Here is an 18,796-nt window from a genome sequence, read left to right as displayed (position 1 = left end):
GTTACTTACGGGTCAACGCGATTGTCGCGCCGACGACGACGGCTAACAGAACTGCACCAATAGAGAACCACATCATGTTGGAAGAGCCGTCATCCTCATTTTCTTCGGGGGCCTTCGGATCCTGCTGGCTGCTGGTCGGGGTTTCGCTACTTGGCGACTTGTGCGCGACCTGTTCAAAAGCTGGGCCCGGGATCTTCTCGCCGACCAACTCCGTGGTCAGCTGGTAAGTCACCGGGACGTTTTGAACATCCGCGACATCGTGGGATTTACCGGCGCCCCAACTGTTGTTGAAGAAGACAACGATGTACTGGTCACCATCCAGCCACGCTCTTTCAGCCTCGTAATCACCCGACTTTTCACTATCTTCGCCGATTCGATTGCGGTAGTTAATCCGGGCCGAGTTACCAAATGTTGTCTCTTCGCCGATCTGGTGTTCATTTACCGGACGGTTTTCCTCGCTACCGGCGAGCTGGCGTGCCGAATTCAGCGTCTTGATATCCAGGCCGGAGATCTGTGCAAGCTTGTCCGCTTCTGGGGCGTCAATGAGTTTGACGGCGCCGCGGAGCTGCTGCCCATACTCGGACTTGATCTTGTACACGTGCGTCTCACCAGGAACAATGTCGGCCGTGACGCTGCTGATGTTGTCGGCAGTAAGTTCCGTGGCGTCATCGAACCACGAACCTGGGGTGACCTTCTTAGCCTGATCTGCTTCCGGTGTCGCGGGCGGAGGGTTCAAGCTCTCCTTGTCGGACGGGAACGCCTCCGGCACATCAGTCAGGTTTTCGTTGGCGAAACGCTTGATGGTTACTTCTGCAGGAATGTCCTGACCTTCGAAGGGGCCTCCTTTTCGGGCCACGGAGAACACCATGTTGCCCGACTTACAGTCCCCCTCCGCTCCTCCGGGCTGCTTGGTTGTTATCGATGCGAAAAAGGGGCCATTGGAGTCGATGATGCCATTGCCGAAATCATTGGCAAGGAAGCAACTGCTGTCGTCCAAATGCATAGTGAGCGCGAAGTTGCGGACATCTAGGTCCATCAAAGTCGCGCCTGACGACGCTCCCGGCACCGTGGCCGCACTAATTGCAAGCCGCTCTCCCTCAGCGACCGGGACGGAGAAGTACTCAGCACCGTCGCCTTCCTGATTACTGATGCTGCGCTCGGACTCAGGAGTCTTTTCCCGCAGCTTGGTCGAGAACGTTTCCACGTCGGCAGGAACCTGGGTAGCGCTCGTAGGAGCGTCGCCGCCCTGTATCTCTTGCGCGCTGGACTGCGCGGTGCGTGCGGTGCGGGTCGCCAGCGTCTTCATGGACTCAGCCAGCGAATCGGAGTCCTGGGCATCTAGGTACTCGCCGCCTGTGGCCTCAGCAATGCACTCCAGTTCAGCACGTGCGCCCGCATCAACGAGGAAACCAACTGTGTTGATGACCAGATCAACGCCCTGCTGCTTGAGTTCTTTTGCTACCTCGCACACCGGTGGCGGAGCACAGGTGTCCTCACCATCGGAGACCAACACAATCGAACGTTGCCCTTCTTTCGGCAACTCATCGGCCGCCTGACGCAGCGCAGGCCCCATCGGAGTGTGGCCGGAGGCTTGGATCTTTCCTACTTCAGCAGGAATCTTCGCCGAGTTGCCAGCCTGCACGGGCAGCAGCGTGGTGATGTCCTGACAGCCAGCTTCCCGCTCCTCCGGCGAATTGCCGACTTCCGTGCCGTAGACCATGAACCCAATTTCGGAGTCCTCTGACACAGATCCTGCGAACTTACTCGTCGCGTCCTTCGCTGCCTCCATTCGGGTTTGGCCACCCGCGTCGTCGGCAAGCATTGACCCTGAAGCATCCAGGATCACCATGGTTGGCGAGATAGTACTCGCAGCCTCTTGCGCCTGTGCACGCCCTGCTGTGATTCCCGCAAAAGAGCCTGCGAGCACCAGCAGCATGGAGATGGTGAGCACGACCGCCGAGAGTTGTTTTGTTCTGATCATGTGGTCGGTTCCTTTTCTTCAAGCGTAAAAAAGAACGTTACCCGACAAAAGTGTGTCTGATTCTCAAGATAATGACTGGGCAGACACCAAAAAATTACGGGCTGCAAATGTGAAACTGTGCGAGTTTATGACACTCTCAGACCATTTTTCGGGCCATTTCTGACATAAACGCAGTCAGTAACTCGGATCGACCCGCCGTCGCTGACATAAACGCGGTCAGTAACTCGCATTGAGGTAAGTATCGAAGGCGCCCACCCGCTGTCGCGCCGGTCAACACGCCGGTCGACACGCCGAGCGGACACACTTTTCGCCTATTAACCAGCTCCCCTTAGCGGGACTCCAACCACGCCAAAATGTCGGCGTAGACCTCTTCTTTATTCAACTCGTTGAGAATTTCATGGCGACCATCCGGGTAGACCTTAAAGCGCACGTCCTTCTTCCCCGCGTTCAGGTATTTACCCACGACCTCAGTCACACAGCCAGCGCCACCCGCCGGATCAACGGCACCGGAAACCACGAAAAGTGGCAGATCATCAGGCGCTTTCTCATAGGCTTCAGACGAATTCGCGTAGTGCGTGCCGACGAGAAGGTCGCGGAAAAAGGCATTGGTGGGAACGAAACCACACTTGTCGTCCGCAATATAAGCATCGACAATCTTGTGGTCGCGGGTGAGCCAATCAAACTTAGTGCGGCGCTCAAAGCCCTTGTTGTAATCAGCAAAGGTGAGGGTGTTGAGAAGCTTGCCCGGCGCGGTAGGACGAATCTTAGCCAGCAGGTTTGCAACCTTCATTCCCACATCGCCCTTAGCTCCTGGCCACGACACGGTGCCCATGATAATGACGCCGGTAAGCCCCTCGCCGTACTTGGCGATGTAGTTACGAGTCAGAAGCGACCCCATAGAGTGGCCGAGAATATAGTGCTTGCTGCCTGGGAATTCTGCATCAACGTACTGGCGCACTGCGTGGAGGTCTTCGAGAATGAGATTCCAGCCACCGTAGTCAGCGAAGTAGCCCGGGATGCCAGCATCCGTCTTGGTCATACCGTGGCCGCGATGGTCGTGCGCGACGACGGCATAGCCCTGGGATACGAGGTACTCGGCGAATTTAGCGTAGCGGTTGGCGTACTCGACCATGCCGTGGACAATCTGCACCACTCCCTTAGGAGTAATGGGCGCGCCCTTGTCATTTTCTGGGACCCAGCGCAGCACATTCAATGTGGCACCTGGGCGAGAAAGCGAAGTCCTAACAGCCGATGTCACGTCGGGCACCTTTCGCGTAGAGGTTTCGATACTTATCGCTCATCGTACCGAGGAACTTGGCTGCTCACTGGTGGTTTCGCCAACAAACGAAGAAAAACTCTGCCACCAACGTGACAGAGTTTTCCAAAGGTACTTACGTTTGCGCGTTTCCCGTTTCGCGATTCGCGCGTGACGCACGTGGAGCTACAGAATCTCGCCCGGCTTGTAAGCCGCGGCCTCTGGGTACTTGTCCACGACAGCCTGCACACGTGCAACTACACGGTCAACCTGCGATTCTGCGGCACCGATGAACGCGTGACGGTCTGCCAGAGCGTCGGCAAGCCCTGCGGCATCCAGCGGGAAACGCTCATCTGCAGCGAGACGTTCAGTGAGATTCTGCTCGGCGCCCTTTTCGCGCATATCCAATGCGGTGGCGACGGCGTGCTCCTTGATAATCTCGTGGGCTTCCTCGCGGCCCATACCAGCGCGGACAGCTGCCATGAGGATCTTGGTGGAGGCGAGGAACGGCAGGTAGCGCTCCAGCTCACGGTCGATCATGGCCGGGAATGCACCGAACTCGGACAGGACGGTGAGGAAGGTTTCGAACATGCCGTCCATGGCGAAGAAGGCATCCGGCAGCGCAACGCGGCGGACCACGGAGCAGGAAACGTCGCCTTCGTTCCACTGAGTACCGGCGTATTCGGAGAGCATGGTCATGTAGCCGCGCAGAATGACCTGGAAACCGTGGACGCGCTCACAGGAGCGGGCGTTCATCTTGTGCGGCATGGCGGATGAGCCGACCTGGCCTTCCTTGAAGCCCTCGGTGACGGTCTCATTACCGGCCATCAGGCGGATGGTGGTGGCCAGCGATGCCGGCCCTGCGCCGAGCTCGACCAGCGCGGACAGAGCGTCGAAGTCGAGGGTGCGCGGGTAAACCTGACCGACGGAGTCAAAGACGCGGTCGAAGCCGAGACCTTCAGCGATTTCGTTTTCCAGGGAGGCCAGTGCGGACTCGTCACCGTCAAGCAGATCCAGCATGTCCTGGGCGGTGCCCATCGGGCCCTTGATGCCGCGCAGCGGGTAGCGGGAGATCAGGTCTTCTACGCGCTCGATACCCAGCAGCATCTCGTCCGCAGCGGAGGCGAAGCGCTTGCCCAGAGTCGTTGCCTGCGCGGCGACGTTGTGGGAACGACCCGCCATGACCAGCGACTGGTACTCGGAGGCCTTCTCAGCAGTGCGGGCGGCAACGGCAACGGCCTTGTCACGCACGACCTTCAGCGACTGCAGAACCTGCAGCTGCTCGACGTTTTCGGTCAGGTCTCGTGAGGTCATTCCCTTGTGAATGTGCTCGGTGCCAGCCAGTTCACAGAACTCTTCAATGCGGGCCTTCACATCGTGGCGAGTAATACGCTCACGGGCGGCAATGGAGTCGAGGTCAACTTGGTCGATGACCTTCTCATACGCCTCGATAGTGCCCTCCGGAACCTCAATTCCGCGGGCGACCTGGGCCTTCAAAACTGCAATCCAGAGCTTGCGCTCGAGGATGATCTTGTACTCAGGGCTCCACAACTCCGCCAGAGTCGCAGAGGCGTATCGGTTAGCAAGGACGTTTGCAATCTTCTTTTTCTCAGCCACGCCCTCAAGTATTCCATGACCACGGCATCCGCGGTTATCTAGGCCATGGATGACCACGCATTTCTTCCACGCCTTCGTTGAATTTGCGCATCAATCGCACGAACTCCACGAGCTCCGAGTCCTCCCAGTCATGCGTAATGTCATCGACGGTTTTCTTACGCGCCTCGATTTCCCGGTGCAGCAGCTCTAGCCCCTTGTCGGTCGCGCTATGCACCTTCGCGCTTGACGACGGCGCGGGTCTCTTCGCGATATACCCCTGCCGCATGGCGGCGGCCAGCTGGCGGTGCACCGTAGAAATGTCCAGCCCCAGCGCATCGGAAAGCTCGGCGACCGTCATATCCGGCTGCGCTTCCAGTCGTGCCAGTAGTGCTGCGGCGGAGCGATCCAACAGGATGTCCTTGCGATGTGGTCGGTAGCCGCTGGAGCTCACCCGGGATAGCAGCATGTTCTCGTAAACGAGCGCGGCTAGGTCGTCGTTTCGCACGATGGCAGTCAATCCTCTTGTCGCCTATATGTCGGCCCTTTAATGGGCCTGCGAGATGTATCTGTTTGCTGAACAGCTCCTATTCTAGCGCGCCGCGGATGGGGTTAAGGCCGAAAAAGCGCGTTTGCATCATACAAACCAATTGTTATAATTCGACCCCTAACTGCATTTTTGCACGATACAAATGCCGGGAAGCAGTTTTACCACAGCACTAATTCCACGATCGTTTTCAAACGAGAAAAGAGACCGTATTTTCAGCATGACAACGCATACGACCACGCAGAACAGGCGCAGACAGAACGAGCAGGACGAGCAGCACGGGCAAGACAAGCTCTTCTCCCCCGCGTTCATCATCAGCTGGCTGATTAACTTCAGCATGTACCTGGTGTTCTACCTTTCAATCACAGTCATGGCGCTCTACGCCGTCCAGCGCTTCTCCGCCTCAGATGCCGCCGGCGGCTTCGCTGCCAGTTCTTTCGTGGTCGGCGCCACCATCGCGCGTCTCTTTTCCGGCTACTTGGTGGACACCTTCGGTGGTCGCAGAATCATGCTTGGCTCGCTCGCTGTCATCGTGGCAGCCTGTGCCGCCTACATTTGGGCCGCATCCCTGCCGGTCCTGATTGCAATCCGCATCATCCACGGCCTGACCTACGCATTAGCTTCCACCGCCGTGATGGCCGCCGCCCAGACCGCTATTCCGGCTTCGCGCCGCGCAGAGGGAACTGGCTACATCTCGCTCGGCACCACCCTGGCCACCGCGATTGGCCCAGCTCTCGGCCTAGCCCTTATTGGCTCGGTCGGCTACAGCGTCCTCTTTGCCACAGCTCTCGGCCTGTCCATTGTCGGACTGGTGCTAGCACTCGTTCTGCCACAACACAACGGGCACACCACTGCGGAAACCAAGGCCGAGGCCACCGAGGATTCGTCGGCAAGCGAGACGAAGCGCACATTTTCCTTCGATGACATCATGACGCCGAGAGTGGTGCCGATCGGCCTGTTCATGCTGCTCATCGGCCTGGCGTATGCGGGCGTGATTACGTTTTTGAACCGATACTCTCAGCTGAGCGGCCTGGCTAGGGGCGCCAGCTTCTTCTTCATCGCCTATGCGGTGGCGATGATGGCAGCACGCTTCTCGCTGGGACGCCTACAGGATCACCGCGGCGACAACCCGGTAATTGCCATCGGCCTGGTGTGCTTCACCATCTCACTGCTTGTTCTGGCGTTCGCAACCGCTGACTGGCACGTCATCGCCGCTGGCGCGCTCTGCGGCCTGGGCTACGGCACGCTGATGCCGGCGTGCCAGACCATCTCCGTGCACCTGGCGCCGGCGCACAAGTTGGGCACGGGTATCTCGACGCTGCTCTTGCTCGTCGACGCAGGCATCGGCCTCGGCCCAATCGTGTTGGGCTCGGTAGCTGCCACGATTGGCTTCGACAAGATGTACGCAGGCCTGGCGGTTGTAGTGGTTCTCGCGGCCGTTTTCTACTGGTTCGTACATGGCCGCAAACCTGTTGCGCAGCGCCATCACGTAAATATTCAGAACTAATTGGTGTGCAGCCACTATTAATTGGTGTGCAGTCACTTTTCACAGGTGAATATCGGACAAGGAACACCGATAGCGGTTATGTGCGGTGAGTCACCTATACTTTCCCCCATGACTGAATCATCCACACCACAGAGCATGATTTCGATTGCTGAGGTGAACAAGCACTACGGCGATTACCACGCTTTGCGCGACATCAACCTGGAAATCCCAGCTGGTCAGGTCGTAGTTATCCTCGGCCCCTCCGGCTCTGGTAAATCCACACTGTGTCGAACCATCAACCGCCTGGAAACCATCGACAGCGGCGAAATTCGCATCAACGGCAAGCTTCTCCCAGAAGAAGGCAAGGAACTCACCCGTCTGCGGGCTGAGGTTGGCATGGTTTTCCAGCAGTTCAACCTCTTCAGCCACATGACCATTCGGGACAACGTCACGCTGGCCCCGCTGAAGGTCCGCAAGATCTCCAAAGCCGAGGCCCGCGAGCGTGCGAACAAGCTGCTCGCCCGTGTCGGCATTGCGGAACAGGCCGACAAGTACCCGGCACAGCTCTCCGGCGGCCAGCAGCAGCGCGTCGCCATCGCCCGCGCCCTGGCCATGGACCCGAAGGTCATGCTTTTCGACGAGCCCACCTCCGCGCTCGACCCAGAAATGATTAACGAGGTCCTCGATGTCATGACCGACCTGGCCAAGGGCGGCATGACCATGGTCTGCGTCACCCACGAGATGAGTTTCGCCCGCCGCGTGGCCGACCGCATCCTGTTCATGGCCGAGGGGTCCATTGTCGAAGACACCGACCCGGAGACCTTCTTCACCAACCCGCAGAGCGATCGCGCCAAGGACTTCTTGGCCAAGATCGTCGGGCACTAGGCGAGGCTGGTAACCATGAAGTTTTCACTATTACGAGGAGGCCAGGGACACAGTCGCAACCGGGGCCGCCGAGGTGTCGTCGGCAAGCGAGTTGCGGCGGCTGTCGTAGCTGTTGCCACGACAATGAGCCTCGCAGCCTGCGGTAGCGGCGGACCCCGAAACCTGCTGGCCGATATCGAGGCCGGACACGTGACGTTGGGCACGAAGTTTGACCAGCCGGGTCTCGGTGAGCGCACCCCGGATCGCGAGTTCGCGGGCGTCGATACTGATGTCTCCCGCTACGTCATTGAGTACATCGCCAACAAGAACGGTTGGGACGTGCCCGAGATGGAGTGGCGCGAGACCCCGTCCGCTCAGCGCGAGACACTGATTAACAACGGCGAGGTCAACATGATCGCCGCCACCTACTCCATCAACGCTGGCCGCCTGGCGGCGGTTGACTTCGCCGGCCCGTACCTGGTCACGCACCAGGCACTGTTGGTACGCGGTTCCGAGGGCATCCAGGGGCTTGACGACGTCGCCCCGGGCACTCGCCTGTGCTCTGTTTCCGGTTCCACCCCAGCGCAGAAGGTCAAGGACGCTCTGCCGGAGGTGCAGCTGCAGGAGTTCGATACTTACGCCGCATGCGCCGAAGGTGTGAAGCAGGGCGTGGTCGATGCTGTGACCACCGATGCGACTATTCTCGCGGGCTTCGCCCAGCGCTACAAGAAACGCTTCGGCGATGACTTCCGCGTGGTTGAGCTGCGTAACCCGGATGGTTCCTACTGGACCAACGAGTACTACGGCATCGGCCTGCCCAAGGGCGATGATGCTAGCCGTGAGGCCATCAACGAGGCGCTGGAATCGCTGTACGACACCGGTGAACTGCAGAAGATCCTGAAGAAGCACTTGGGCGACAAGTTCGAGCTCGACGACAAGCCGGCAATCGGCGATTTGTCGTTCGTAGAGAAGAAGTAGGAAGGGGTGCGAGCAAACAATGAATCCAGAACTATGGAGTGAAATGGGGCCGGAACTACTTCCGGCTTTCTGGGTGACCATCAAACTGACGATTGCCTCGGCAATTGGTTCCCTGATCTTTGGCACGCTCCTCACCGCTATGCGTGTGAGCCCCGTGGGAATCCTGCGTACCCTGTCGACCTGGTACATCAACATCGTCCGCAATACGCCGCTGACGTTGATTGTGCTGCTGGCCTCGATGGGCCTCTACTACAACTTGGGCCTGCTGCTGGCTGCGGAGAATGACTCCTTTATTGTCAAGCAGAACTTCCGCCTCGCGGTGCTGGCGTTTGTTGCCTACACCTCGTGCTTCGTCGCGGAGTCCCTGCGCGCCGGTATTAATACCGTTCCGTTCGGGCAGGCAGAAGCCGCCCGCTCCCTGGGGCTAAGCTTCGGCCAGAGCTTCCGCTACATCATCTTCCCGCAGGCATTCCGTGGCGCTATCGTGCCGCTTGGCAACACCCTGATTGCGCTGACGAAGAACACCACGATCGCCTCAGTAATCGGTGTGGCTGAAGCGTCGCTGCTGATGAAGACCATGACCGAAAACTACGCCAGCGATATCCTGATTATCTTCGGCATCATCGCTGTCGGCTTTATTATTCTGACTCTGCCGACCGGTCTGTTCTTCGGCTGGGCTGGCAAGCGATGGGCGGTGAAGCGCTAATGGCTACTCGCGCAACAGTTCTTTATGACGCGCCGGGCCCCAAGGCTCAGCGCTTCAACCGAATTCTCACCTGGATCGTGGCCGCCATCGCGGTTGCGCTCCTGGCGTGGATGGGAATAACCCTGGCCAACAAGGGCCAGTTCGAGGCCAATAAGTGGTCGTTCTTCCTCGAATCCACAACCTGGACCACATACATTCTGCCCGGTCTGGTCAGCACCATTATCGCGGCTGTCGTCTCTATTGTGTTGGCACTGGTTGTTGGCGCTCTCCTGGGCGTCGGCAGGCTGAGCCCGGTCGCGCCGGTGCGCTGGCTGTGCTCGGTGATTGTCGAGTTCTTCCGCGCCATCCCGGTGCTGGTGCTCATGCTGTTTGCCTACTCGGTGTTCGCCATCTGGCAGCTGTTCCCGTCAAGCTACCTCGGCTTTGCGGCTGTTGTGTTCGGTTTGACCATGTACAACGGATCTGTGATTGGCGAGACACTGCGCTCCGGCATCGAGTCGCTGCCAAAGGGCCAGCGAGAAGCCGCGATTGCGCTGGGTCTTTCTCACCGCCAGACGATGGTCACCATTTTGCTGCCGCAGGCAGTCGCCGCCATGTTGCCGGCGATTATCTCGCAGATGGTCATTGCACTGAAGGACTCCGCACTGGGCTACATGATTGGCTACGTCGAGGTTGTCCGCTCTGGTCGCCAGCTTGGCGAGTACTACGGCGCCATGATCCCAGCGCTGGTCGTCGTGGCGATCATTCTGATTGCTATCAACTTCGGTCTGGCCAACCTTGCCGAACGCATCGAAAGCCAGCTCCGCGCCGGCCGCGCTCGACGCAATATTATTGCAAAGGTCCCGCAACAGCCCGACGTCGGTGTCACCACCAAGGACCAGGCCAACGTGGATTGGCACGACGAGGACTACAAGGACCTCCGAGGCACCCACGAGTAAAGCTGATCACGGCTTTACGCCGCATTCGCTTTACGACGAATACAGCGACGCCGCCCACGGAAACTACTTTTGGTTTCCGCCGGGCGGCGTTTTCTTCGTTGGCGTTGCTTCGCTCCTATCGATGAGCTACTCACTGATGGACAGGCTCCGGTGCATCGATAGGTGAATAGCGTGGCCACAAGTGCCGGGCACTACTGCGACCGCGCTCTCCTACGGCTCAGACTTGGTCCCCGACTCCTCTGGCCCCTCCGATTCCGACTTTTCGCCAGACTCAAACTCACCTTCAACGACCACATCGGACTGAATAACCAAACGTCCGTCTTCATCGTGGGTGTATTCAAAGCGCGGGAGTTCGTTGCCCTCTTCGTCGTAGCCCGGCGCGGGCGCTGCTTCGTGCTTCTCCAGCTTCTCCGGAGTGTCGGTCTTGCTCCACTGTCGCGTGACCGGCTTGCGCACGGCCATATGGTCATCGCTCATGCCCTTGACCAGGGAGTACATCATGATGAAGTGGAGGAAGAAGAACGGCACACCAATGACAATCACCGCGGATTGCAGCGCTTCCAGTGCAGTTTCACCAGAAATCAGCAGCAGAGAAGCTGCCACAGCACCGATCATGATGCCCCACAGGACTCGGTAGAAGGTCGGAGCCTTGTTTTCCTCACCGGTGGACATCATGTCCATGACCATCGAAGCCGAGTCGATAGAGGTGACGAAGAAAATCATGATTACAAAGAGCGCAAACACGCTGACAAGCGTTGTCAGCGGGTACTGCTCCAACAGAATAAAGAGTGCCGGTGAGGGGTCTCCGCCTTCGACAACTGGTTCAGTCAGAATTCCTGGCTGCTCGTTTTCCAGCTCAAAACCTGCACGCCCGAAGATGGAGAACCACAGAATCGACACGATTGTCGGCAGTGCAATCACACCGGCAATGAACTGGCGGACTGTACGTCCACGGGAAATACGCGCGATGAACATGCCCACAAATGGCGACCAGCAGATTGTCCAGGCCCAGTAGAAGACCGTCCAGGCACCCTGCTTCCAATTCGGGTTGACGTCGTAGGAGTCAGTCCAGAACATGACGCGCGGCAGCGCATCCAAGTAGACACCCGCCGTATCGACGGTCTGGCGCAGCAGCGTCAAAGTCGGGCCCATTAGCAGCACGAAGACCATCAATCCCATGGCGGCCCAAATATTGGCATTGGACAACACCTTAATGCCCTTGTCCAGCCCGCGAGCCACGGAAATCGAGGCAATCACAATAATGATGGCAATCAGAATGAGCTGCACCATCGAGTTTTCCGGGGTACCGATTACACGAGCAGCACCGGAGTTAATCTGCAGCGCACCCATGCCCACCGATACCGCGATACCGACAACCGTACCGATGATGGCGACGGCGTCGATAAGCTTGCCCGGCCATGAGTAAATGCGGGCACCGAGCAGCGGCGCGAAGATGGAGGAGACGCGCGGCGGCAGGTGACGCTTGTAAATGAAGTACCCCAGCGCGAGCCCCGGCAGCGCCATGATGACCCACATGTGAATACCCAGGTGGTAAATGGTAAATGCCATCGCAGTGTTTTGAGCTTCGCGGGTCATCGGATCTTGACCGAACGGCGGGTTGTAGGCGTGATTAAGCGGTTCGGCCACACCCCAGAACATCAGCATGGAGCCAGTACCACCAGCGAAGAGCATGCCGAACCACTCGGCGATGGTGTATTCGGGCTCTTCGTCGTCATCGCCAAGCTGAATGCGTCCGTAGCGGGACACGAACAGGCCAATGAGGAAGATAAAGCTTACCGAGACACCACCGATGAACAGCCAGCCCAGGTTAGATGTAACCCATTCGGAAGCAGCCGAGTAGGCATCCCGAGCGGTATCCCCCAGCACAACGGTCACTGCCACAAAGAGGACAATGAAACCCATCGCTGTCGTGAAGATCAACGGATCGGTCGGCAGGTTCTTGAGAAAACCACCCGACTTCTTTTCTTGCGTGTTTACTTGTGGCGTTTGTGTAGATCCCATTGTCGGGGTCAGCGCCTTTCACTTCTAGATTGTCTGTCTTTAAAAGACAGCTCGGAAGACACATTCCTCCCAAGTCAGTTATCTACGTTACAAAAAGAAACCCAGCCATTCTCAATATCCAAGCCTTTGTGCTGTAATTGAGACTTTTTCCTTCGAGTTCACGCTGGTTTAACTGAACGTCAAAGTGGAAAACCTATCGTTCGACTCCATGCAGCTTTCCCGTCGCAGCGCTCTACGTTTAGGCGCATCCACCGCACTTGCTACTTCAGTCACGCTCGCTCATGCCTCTGGAGCTGCCGCTTCAGTTACACCGGGTTCACCGTCACTGGCCTCCCCAGGGTTATTGCGTTCTCGGCCACAGCTCACCCACGGCGTTGCAAGTGGCGATATCCGCGGCGACGGTGCATTAATTTGGGCTCGCTCCGACCGTCCCGCCCGCATGGTGGTTGAAACTGCTGCAACTGAGAGCTTCCAGAATGCCAAGGTATTCCGCAGCAACTCTCTGTTAACTCCGGACACCGACGGCACCGGACGTCTACGTGTCGTCGGTCTCGAGCCGGGACAGGAAATCTTTTACCGCGTCACGCTCGAAGAGGCAGATACTGGAATCTGCTCTGATCCCGTTATCGGCACCTTCCGTACTACCCCCAACCGCGCATCCAACATCCGCCTGCACTGGTCCGGCGATGTCGCAGGACAGGGTTGGGGAATTAACGACGAGATCGGTGGCTACACCGGCTTTTCCACCATGCTGGAGCGCAATCCAGACCTATTCATTCACTCAGGCGACACCTGCTACGCCGACGGTCCGCTGGAGGAATCCGTCACGCTTTCCGACGGCACTGTGTGGCGCAACCATGTCACGACAGCCAAATCCAAAGTTGCTGAAACCCTCGAGGATTATCGCGGCCAGTACTCCTACAACCTCATGGACAAGAACTACTTGGCCTTCAATGCGCAGGTTCCGCAGCTGGTCCAGTGGGATGACCACGAAACAGTCAACAACTGGTACCCCAACGAAGTCCTAGACGATGATCGCTATACCGAACGCGATGTCAACACTCTGGCCAAGCGCGCCTACCAAGCATTCCATGAGTGGCAGCCAATTGATCAGCAAATGGCTGTAGATGGGCGCGTCTACCGAAAGGTTTCCTATGGACCATTACTAGACATCTTCATTCTGGATATGCGCAGCTACAAGGGAGAAAACACTTCCAACAATCCGCGCTCGACAACCGAAGAACCAATCCTTGGCGAAAAGCAGACCACCTGGTTAATCGACTCCCTCAAGGACTCCCGCGCGACGTGGAAGATTGTTGCTAATGACCTACCGCTTGGAATCATCGTCCCCGACGGCGACGATGGTGACCAAGAAAGCGTATCCAATGGTGCCTCCGGTGCGCCTGCAGGACGTGAACGTGAAATCGCCCGCCTGCTCAGTGCCATTAAAGATGTTTCAAATGTCGTCTGGCTCACCGCCGATGTGCATTACACCGCAGCTCACCACTACAGCCCGGAGCGCGCACAATTCACCGACTTCGCACCCTTCTGGGAATTCGTCTCCGGTCCGCTCCATGCAGGCGCTTTCGGCCCCAACGAAATGGATTCGACCTTCGGGCCGAAGGTGGAATACGTCCACGCACCGGGTAAAGACAATGCCAACGCCGACCCCACACAGGATTTCCAGCACTTCGGCGAAGTCGACATCGACGGCGACTCACGCGAGATGACTGTCCGTCTGCTCACCACCCGCGGCACCGAATTGTGGTCGACAACGCTGAAGCCGCAGGCGTAGGCAAGCTGTTCAACAGAGCGTGGCGGCAGGTACTAATTAGTGCGTTCCGCCACGCTTCACGACGGTCTCCTGCCCCGCCGCCTGCCAGGCCACAATGCCCCCGTCCAGGTTGATGAGCTCCGGCGTGACACCATCAGCCTCGGTATCGCTGGCCAGCAGCTCAATCGCCTGTTGCGAGCGGGCCCCCGAGTGGCAGTGAATGAGAACTCCCTCTGCCCCAGTTGCGACACCGTCAGCCTGCGCAAGTGCCTCATTCACAGCAGCCCACCCACGGCTGCGAATATCGCCGAGTGGCACAAGCACCGATCCGGCAATGGCAGCCTCCGCGTGCTCATCGGGTTCACGTACATCGATGAGAGGCACTCCCCTGGCAAGAAGCTCGTGCGCCATGTTGGGACCGATGCTGCGCACGCTCTGCGCCGGGTCCTCTTCATCCTCGGACCACGATGCTGCGCATACTTGCGCAATTTCGGTCAGGTCGGAAACGGGTTCGCGCTCCGGGTCGGCTGCAAAGGACAGTGTGCGGGTGGTTGCCTCCAGAGCGTCGATAAGCACGAGCTTGCCAACGCCGACCTTGCCGACACCGGTGAGCACCTTGATTGCTTCGACGACCATCATGGAACCAATCTGACCGACCATTGCGCCGAGGACCCCACCTGCGGCGCACGACGGCACGGAGCCGGGGTCGGGGATGTCGGGGTAGAGATCGCGAAGCATGGGTCCGTGGCCTGGCCAGAAGACGGACAGCTGCCCTGCGAACTGCAGGATTGTGGCCCAGACCAGCGGGGTTCCGGTCAGCTCCGCAGCATCGGAAGACAGATAGCGGGTGGCGAAATTGTCCGCGCCGTCGAGCACTACATCGTGAGTGGCAAAGAGCTTCTCGGCATTGTCGACGCTCAACCTGTCGACAATTGCGGTCACCGATGCCTCGGAGTCGAGGCGCCGCACGGCATCGGCGGCGGATTCGGCCTTCGGGCGACCAATGTCAGACTCGCGGTGAATAACCTGGCGCTGCAGATTGGACTCGTCGACCACGTCATCGTCAATGATGGTGATGTGTCCGACCCCTGCACCTGCCAGGTACAACAGCGCAGGCGATCCCAAGCCACCAGCTCCGATGACGAGGACGCGGGAGGCTCGCAAGATCCGCTGCCCCTCAGCGCCAAAGCCCGGCAATGTTAGATGCCGCGCGTACCGGCGAAGGTCGCGATCCGATAGATTGACACCCTGCTCAGCCATTACAGGGAATCCTGCTCGCGTGCGCCGCTGACACGCTCGGTGATGATTCCCTCAAACGACGAGCTCGCCTGAGCCAGTCGGCGGCGTGGAATGCGACCGGACTCGCGAGCAGTCAGACCCGCTTCAACGCCGAAGCGCATCGCCGTGGCCATGCCCACCGGATCATGCGCACGCGTCACGGCGGATGCCAGCAGCACCGCATCGCAGCCCAGCTCCATTGCCTGCGCTGCCTCGGAGGCGGTGCCGATGCCCGCGTCCAGAATGATGGGCACATTCGCGCGGTCAACAATCAGCTCGATGTTGTGTGGGTTGAGAATTCCCAGGCCAGTGCCAATCGGAGAGCCCGCCGGCATGACCGCCGCACAGCCCAGATCCTCCAGGCGCTTGGCCAGCGCCGGATCGTCATTGGTGTAAGCGAAAACCACGAAGTCGTCAGCCACCAGCTGCTCCGCAGCGGCGACCAGCTCGACCGGGTCCGGCAGCAGAGTGTCCTCGTCGGCGATGACCTCGAGCTTCAGCAGGTTGGTCTCCAGCGCCTCGCGGGCCAACTGCGCAGTCAACACCGCGTCACGAGCGGTATAGCACCCCGCGGTATTCGGCAGCGCCGCGATATTGTTGCGCTGCAAAATCTCAAAAACGCTCTGCTTCGTGCCGGGCGTAAAGCGGCGCATCGCCACCGTAGTCAGCTCGGTGCCCGAAGCCACCAGTGCGCGCTCCAGCGTATCCATACTGGTCGCACCGCCAGTTCCCATAATCAGACGGGAGTTCAATTCCAACCCGCCAATGCGCAGCGGTTCCCGTGTAAGTTCGCGCGTCAGTTCGCTCGCCGCCCCGGTTTCGTTTTCCTGTGCGGACACATTTGCTTGTGCGGACTTCTCAGTCATCTCTAGCCTCCCTGAACTGCTGTCACGATGTCGATTGCACCTGCCACGGGCGTGGTCGCCCACTTGGCACGCGGAATCACCGCACCATCCACGGCTACTGCAATCCCCAGGCGGGTACCGTCCGCGGCAGTGCCGTCGTCGTTAAGCACGTGCCCCGTGTGCTTTGCGACAAGATCTGCGACCATCTCCCCCGCAGCCGGTGTGTAGCCTTCGCCATTGAGTGTTGTAGCGGACATAAGCGAGCCTCCTCTAGTCGCTGAAGCGGAATGGATTGACGGCGGAAAGAAGCGCCGGGTCGTTATCATTTTCTCGACCTGCGACGACATCGGCGGTGAACTTGGAACCGATGGCCGTAAGCAGAATGCCGTGGCGGAAGTAGCCGGTGGACACGGTCAGTCCTGGAGCCACGCGGCCAATCATGGGGACATCGTCCGGGGAACCCGGCCGGGCGCGGGCGGTCATCTCGTAGATTTCGCAGTCTAGAATGCCGGGCACTAGGCGGTATGCGTCGCGGAGTAGCTGGTGGACGCCTTCGGCGGAGACGCCGGTCAGGTCATCTTCACGCGAGGTAGCGCCGAGCACGACGGTGCCGTCAGCACGCGGGACGATATAAACCGGACGCCCCTGAACCACACCGCGAATAGTGCGGGTGACCAGCGGCTGCAGGCGCTCCGGTACACGCAGACGCAGCACATCCCCATAGACCGGGCGCAGTGGCAGATTCAGATTCTCCGGCAGACCGGTGATATCGGCAGTGTTCAACCCCGCGGCCAGAACGACCTCATCGGCGAGGTAATCATTTCCGTCCGCACCGCGCAGACCGATGGCGCGGTCGGAAGCGTAGATAACCTCTTGCGCGCGGGTGCGGATGACACGGTCTCCCAGAATGCTCAGCAACGCCTCGGCGAGCAGACGCGGATTGACCTGGTGATCGCCTGGAATATCCACCGCACCAACACAGCCCGGCCCCAGTGCCGGTTCTGCCCGGCGCGCCTCGGTGGCGGTGATGCGGTTGATCTCCATGCCCATGTCATGCTGCAGCTCAACGAGCTCACTGAGTGTCTGCCGGTCGGCGGCATCACCCGCACAAACGAACGTGGAGTTTTCGATGTAGCCGACATCGTGGCCTGATTCCTCAGCGATGTTCTGAGCAAAGTCGCGGTAGAGCTTGCCCGACTCCACCATCAGCGGATACAGCGTCGGCTGATCCCACACAACTTCGGCCACCGGCGCCAGCATGCCAGCTGCGGCGAAAGTTGCGCCGGAAACGGGCTCGGCATCGAGGACGGTCACATCGAATCCCTGGCGGAGTAGTCTCCATGCCGTCGCCAAGCCAATAATGCCCGCGCCTGCGATAACAACGCTTGACGACGGATCCCCTGTGCCACCCTCACCTATCGAGGCAGCACCCATAGCGGCAGCATCCACTGCCATTCCTCCCTCCGGCGGCATAACCCGCATCAGGTAAAAGCGGTCGGCGTTACTCGCCCTCTCAGCCAGCGGTGTCTCATCGATACCGGGCACGGCTCCCGCGGAAATTGGTACTCCCCCATCATATGACTTCCCGATGGCCGCCACGACACCGCATCCTCAACCTCGCCTAGCATGGGGACATGAACGCCTCATCTGCCGCCACTCGCACAACACGACGCGCCCTGCTTGCCGACGCCCGCTTGTACCTCTGCACCGACTCGCGCGCATCCCGCGGTGATCTGCGCGAATTTCTGCACGCCTGTTACGAAGGCGGCACCGACATCATCCAGCTGCGCGACAAGAAAATCGACACTCGCGACGAGATTGCCGCCGTGGAGACCCTCGCCGAGGTCGCCGCTGAACACGGCAAGCTCTTCGCAGTCAATGACCGCGCCGACATTGCCGCGCTGACCGGCGCAGACATCCTGCATGTGGGTCAGGAAGACCTCACGACCGAGCAGGCCCGCCAGATCGTTGGACCCGAGGTTCTCATCGGCCGATCCAACCGAAATCTAGACATGTTCGCCGCCTCGCTTGCCGACGATGGCATCGATTACGCGGTAATCGGCCCGGTGTATGCCACCCCGACGAAGCCCGACCGCCAGCCTGTCGGAGTCGAGATGGTCCGTGAAGCTGCGGCACTGGTACGGAGAGTGCGAGCACAGGGATCAGCGGAGTCTCACCAGGATTCCGTGGCCGATATTGTGCGCCCACACGACCGCGGCGCAAGTGACCCCGTCAAGCCATGGTGGGCAATCGGCGGTATCAACGCCGAGACCGCCGGTGAAGTTATCGCCGCTGGTGCGGAACGCATTGTGGTGGTTCGCGCACTGACCGAGGCAGAAAATCCGGAAGAGGCAGCGCGTGCTTTGCGCGCTGCGGTTGCGGGCGGTCGCTGAGTTTCGTGGGTTAAGTAGCAAAAGTGTGGGTTAATAGACAAAAAGTGTGTCCGTTCGGCGTGTCGCTGGGTGGGCACCATTTGCTATTTAGCCCTACTTCGCCCCAATGCGAGTTAGTGACTGCGTTTATGACAAA

General features: G+C 59.3%; 16 protein-coding genes and 1 riboswitch. Of the genes, 7 read left to right on the top strand and 9 right to left on the bottom strand.

The window, feature by feature from the left end; translation table 11 throughout:
• Position 1 precedes the first annotated feature (1 nt).
• The 4 genes from HMPREF3042_RS05205 to HMPREF3042_RS05190 all read right to left on the bottom strand — a co-directional run bounded on the left by HMPREF3042_RS05205 (position 2) and on the right by HMPREF3042_RS05190 (position 5,337).
• Entirely contained in the window at positions 2 to 1,981 is a 1,980-nt protein-coding gene (locus HMPREF3042_RS05205; protein WP_070856368.1) for a vWA domain-containing protein, read from the bottom strand.
• Between the two features lie 328 nt (positions 1,982 to 2,309).
• Positions 2,310 to 3,239, bottom strand: coding sequence for an alpha/beta fold hydrolase (locus tag HMPREF3042_RS05200; RefSeq protein WP_070856366.1), 930 nt, complete (start codon positions 3,237 to 3,239; stop codon positions 2,310 to 2,312).
• A 183-nt stretch (positions 3,240 to 3,422) separates the two neighbouring features.
• Positions 3,423 to 4,853: an adenylosuccinate lyase gene (purB, locus tag HMPREF3042_RS05195; RefSeq protein WP_070856365.1), complete on the bottom strand. Its 1,431-nt coding sequence runs from the start codon at positions 4,851 to 4,853 to the stop codon at positions 3,423 to 3,425.
• A gap of 34 nt (positions 4,854 to 4,887) precedes the next feature.
• Positions 4,888 to 5,337: a MarR family winged helix-turn-helix transcriptional regulator gene (locus HMPREF3042_RS05190; protein WP_038626519.1), complete on the bottom strand. Its 450-nt coding sequence runs from the start codon at positions 5,335 to 5,337 to the stop codon at positions 4,888 to 4,890.
• A 259-nt stretch (positions 5,338 to 5,596) separates the two neighbouring features.
• On the opposite strand from HMPREF3042_RS05190, the gene HMPREF3042_RS05185 reads away from it, so the two are divergent.
• The 5 genes from HMPREF3042_RS05185 to HMPREF3042_RS05165 all read left to right on the top strand — a co-directional run bounded on the left by HMPREF3042_RS05185 (position 5,597) and on the right by HMPREF3042_RS05165 (position 10,348).
• Positions 5,597 to 6,883, top strand: coding sequence for an MFS transporter (locus HMPREF3042_RS05185; RefSeq protein WP_070856363.1), 1,287 nt, complete (start codon positions 5,597 to 5,599; stop codon positions 6,881 to 6,883).
• 135 nt (positions 6,884 to 7,018) lie between these two features.
• Positions 7,019 to 7,747: an amino acid ABC transporter ATP-binding protein gene (locus HMPREF3042_RS05180; protein ID WP_070856361.1), complete on the top strand. Its 729-nt coding sequence runs from the start codon at positions 7,019 to 7,021 to the stop codon at positions 7,745 to 7,747.
• 15 nt (positions 7,748 to 7,762) lie between these two features.
• Positions 7,763 to 8,704: a glutamate ABC transporter substrate-binding protein gene (locus HMPREF3042_RS05175; RefSeq protein WP_070856359.1), complete on the top strand. Its 942-nt coding sequence runs from the start codon at positions 7,763 to 7,765 to the stop codon at positions 8,702 to 8,704.
• 19 nt (positions 8,705 to 8,723) lie between these two features.
• Entirely contained in the window at positions 8,724 to 9,410 is a 687-nt protein-coding gene (locus tag HMPREF3042_RS05170; protein ID WP_048733083.1) for an amino acid ABC transporter permease, read from the top strand.
• A complete protein-coding gene (locus HMPREF3042_RS05165; protein WP_070856398.1) occupies positions 9,410 to 10,348 on the top strand; it encodes an amino acid ABC transporter permease in 939 nt (312 codons plus the stop codon). The genes HMPREF3042_RS05170 and HMPREF3042_RS05165 overlap by 1 nt, the downstream gene beginning before the upstream one ends.
• A gap of 210 nt (positions 10,349 to 10,558) precedes the next feature.
• Here HMPREF3042_RS05165 and HMPREF3042_RS05160 read toward each other — a convergent pair whose 3' ends face one another.
• Positions 10,559 to 12,370, bottom strand: coding sequence for a BCCT family transporter (locus tag HMPREF3042_RS05160; RefSeq protein WP_070856357.1), 1,812 nt, complete (start codon positions 12,368 to 12,370; stop codon positions 10,559 to 10,561).
• Positions 12,371 to 12,578: 208 nt separating this feature from the next.
• Between HMPREF3042_RS05160 and HMPREF3042_RS05155 the strand changes: the two genes are divergently transcribed.
• A complete protein-coding gene (locus HMPREF3042_RS05155) occupies positions 12,579 to 14,165 on the top strand; it encodes an alkaline phosphatase D family protein (protein WP_070856355.1) in 1,587 nt (528 codons plus the stop codon).
• A gap of 36 nt (positions 14,166 to 14,201) precedes the next feature.
• Here the strand turns inward: HMPREF3042_RS05155 and HMPREF3042_RS05150 are convergent, their stop codons facing one another.
• From HMPREF3042_RS05150 to thiO, 4 genes are read right to left on the bottom strand one after another with little or no spacing between them, the layout of a single operon-like run.
• Positions 14,202 to 15,404, bottom strand: coding sequence for a ThiF family adenylyltransferase (locus HMPREF3042_RS05150; RefSeq protein WP_070856354.1), 1,203 nt, complete (start codon positions 15,402 to 15,404; stop codon positions 14,202 to 14,204).
• Positions 15,404 to 16,288, bottom strand: a complete 885-nt coding sequence (locus HMPREF3042_RS05145) for a thiazole synthase (protein WP_070856352.1) — start codon at positions 16,286 to 16,288, stop codon at positions 15,404 to 15,406. Before HMPREF3042_RS05145 ends, HMPREF3042_RS05150 begins: the two co-directional genes overlap by 1 nt.
• Positions 16,289 to 16,290: 2 nt before the next feature.
• Positions 16,291 to 16,524, bottom strand: a complete 234-nt coding sequence (gene thiS / locus HMPREF3042_RS05140; protein ID WP_070856350.1) for a sulfur carrier protein ThiS — start codon at positions 16,522 to 16,524, stop codon at positions 16,291 to 16,293.
• Positions 16,525 to 16,537: 13 nt separating this feature from the next.
• On the bottom strand, positions 16,538 to 17,701 hold the full coding sequence (gene thiO, locus HMPREF3042_RS05135) for a glycine oxidase ThiO (protein WP_246822336.1): 1,164 nt from the start codon (positions 17,699 to 17,701) through the stop codon (positions 16,538 to 16,540).
• A 7-nt stretch (positions 17,702 to 17,708) separates the two neighbouring features.
• Positions 17,709 to 17,831, bottom strand: a riboswitch (TPP riboswitch).
• 70 nt (positions 17,832 to 17,901) lie between these two features.
• On the opposite strand from thiO, the gene HMPREF3042_RS05130 reads away from it, so the two are divergent.
• Entirely contained in the window at positions 17,902 to 18,660 is a 759-nt protein-coding gene (locus HMPREF3042_RS05130; RefSeq protein ID WP_070856346.1) for a thiamine phosphate synthase, read from the top strand.
• The last annotated feature ends 136 nt before the right edge of the window (positions 18,661 to 18,796 follow it).

The sequence above is a fragment of the Corynebacterium sp. HMSC074C05 genome, from assembly GCF_001838325.1.
In the GTDB taxonomy this organism is placed as follows: Bacteria; Actinomycetota; Actinomycetes; order Mycobacteriales; family Mycobacteriaceae; genus Corynebacterium; species Corynebacterium amycolatum.
Note: the sequence above shows the minus strand (reverse complement) of the source record. Positions and strands in the feature narration are given on the sequence as shown.

Bases quoted from the DNA above. Each gene is read 5' to 3' on its own strand.
- HMPREF3042_RS05180 (WP_070856361.1), top strand. From the start codon at position 7,019: ATGATTTCGATTGCTGAGGTGAACAAGCACTACGGCGATTACCACGCT.
- HMPREF3042_RS05155 (WP_070856355.1), top strand. From the start codon at position 12,579: ATGCAGCTTTCCCGTCGCAGCGCTCTACGTTTAGGCGCATCCACCGCA.
- HMPREF3042_RS05130 (WP_070856346.1), top strand. From the start codon at position 17,902: ATGAACGCCTCATCTGCCGCCACTCGCACAACACGACGCGCCCTGCTT.
- HMPREF3042_RS05165 (WP_070856398.1), top strand. From the start codon at position 9,410: ATGGCTACTCGCGCAACAGTTCTTTATGACGCGCCGGGCCCCAAGGCT.
- HMPREF3042_RS05160 (WP_070856357.1), bottom strand. From the start codon at position 12,370: ATGGGATCTACACAAACGCCACAAGTAAACACGCAAGAAAAGAAGTCG.
- thiS (WP_070856350.1), bottom strand. From the start codon at position 16,524: ATGTCCGCTACAACACTCAATGGCGAAGGCTACACACCGGCTGCGGGG.
- HMPREF3042_RS05175 (WP_070856359.1), top strand. From the start codon at position 7,763: ATGAAGTTTTCACTATTACGAGGAGGCCAGGGACACAGTCGCAACCGG.
- HMPREF3042_RS05185 (WP_070856363.1), top strand. From the start codon at position 5,597: ATGACAACGCATACGACCACGCAGAACAGGCGCAGACAGAACGAGCAG.
- HMPREF3042_RS05150 (WP_070856354.1), bottom strand. From the start codon at position 15,404: ATGGCTGAGCAGGGTGTCAATCTATCGGATCGCGACCTTCGCCGGTAC.
- HMPREF3042_RS05205 (WP_070856368.1), bottom strand. From the start codon at position 1,981: ATGATCAGAACAAAACAACTCTCGGCGGTCGTGCTCACCATCTCCATG.
- HMPREF3042_RS05145 (WP_070856352.1), bottom strand. From the start codon at position 16,288: ATGACTGAGAAGTCCGCACAAGCAAATGTGTCCGCACAGGAAAACGAA.
- thiO (WP_246822336.1), bottom strand. From the start codon at position 17,701: ATGGGTGCTGCCTCGATAGGTGAGGGTGGCACAGGGGATCCGTCGTCA.
- HMPREF3042_RS05170 (WP_048733083.1), top strand. From the start codon at position 8,724: ATGAATCCAGAACTATGGAGTGAAATGGGGCCGGAACTACTTCCGGCT.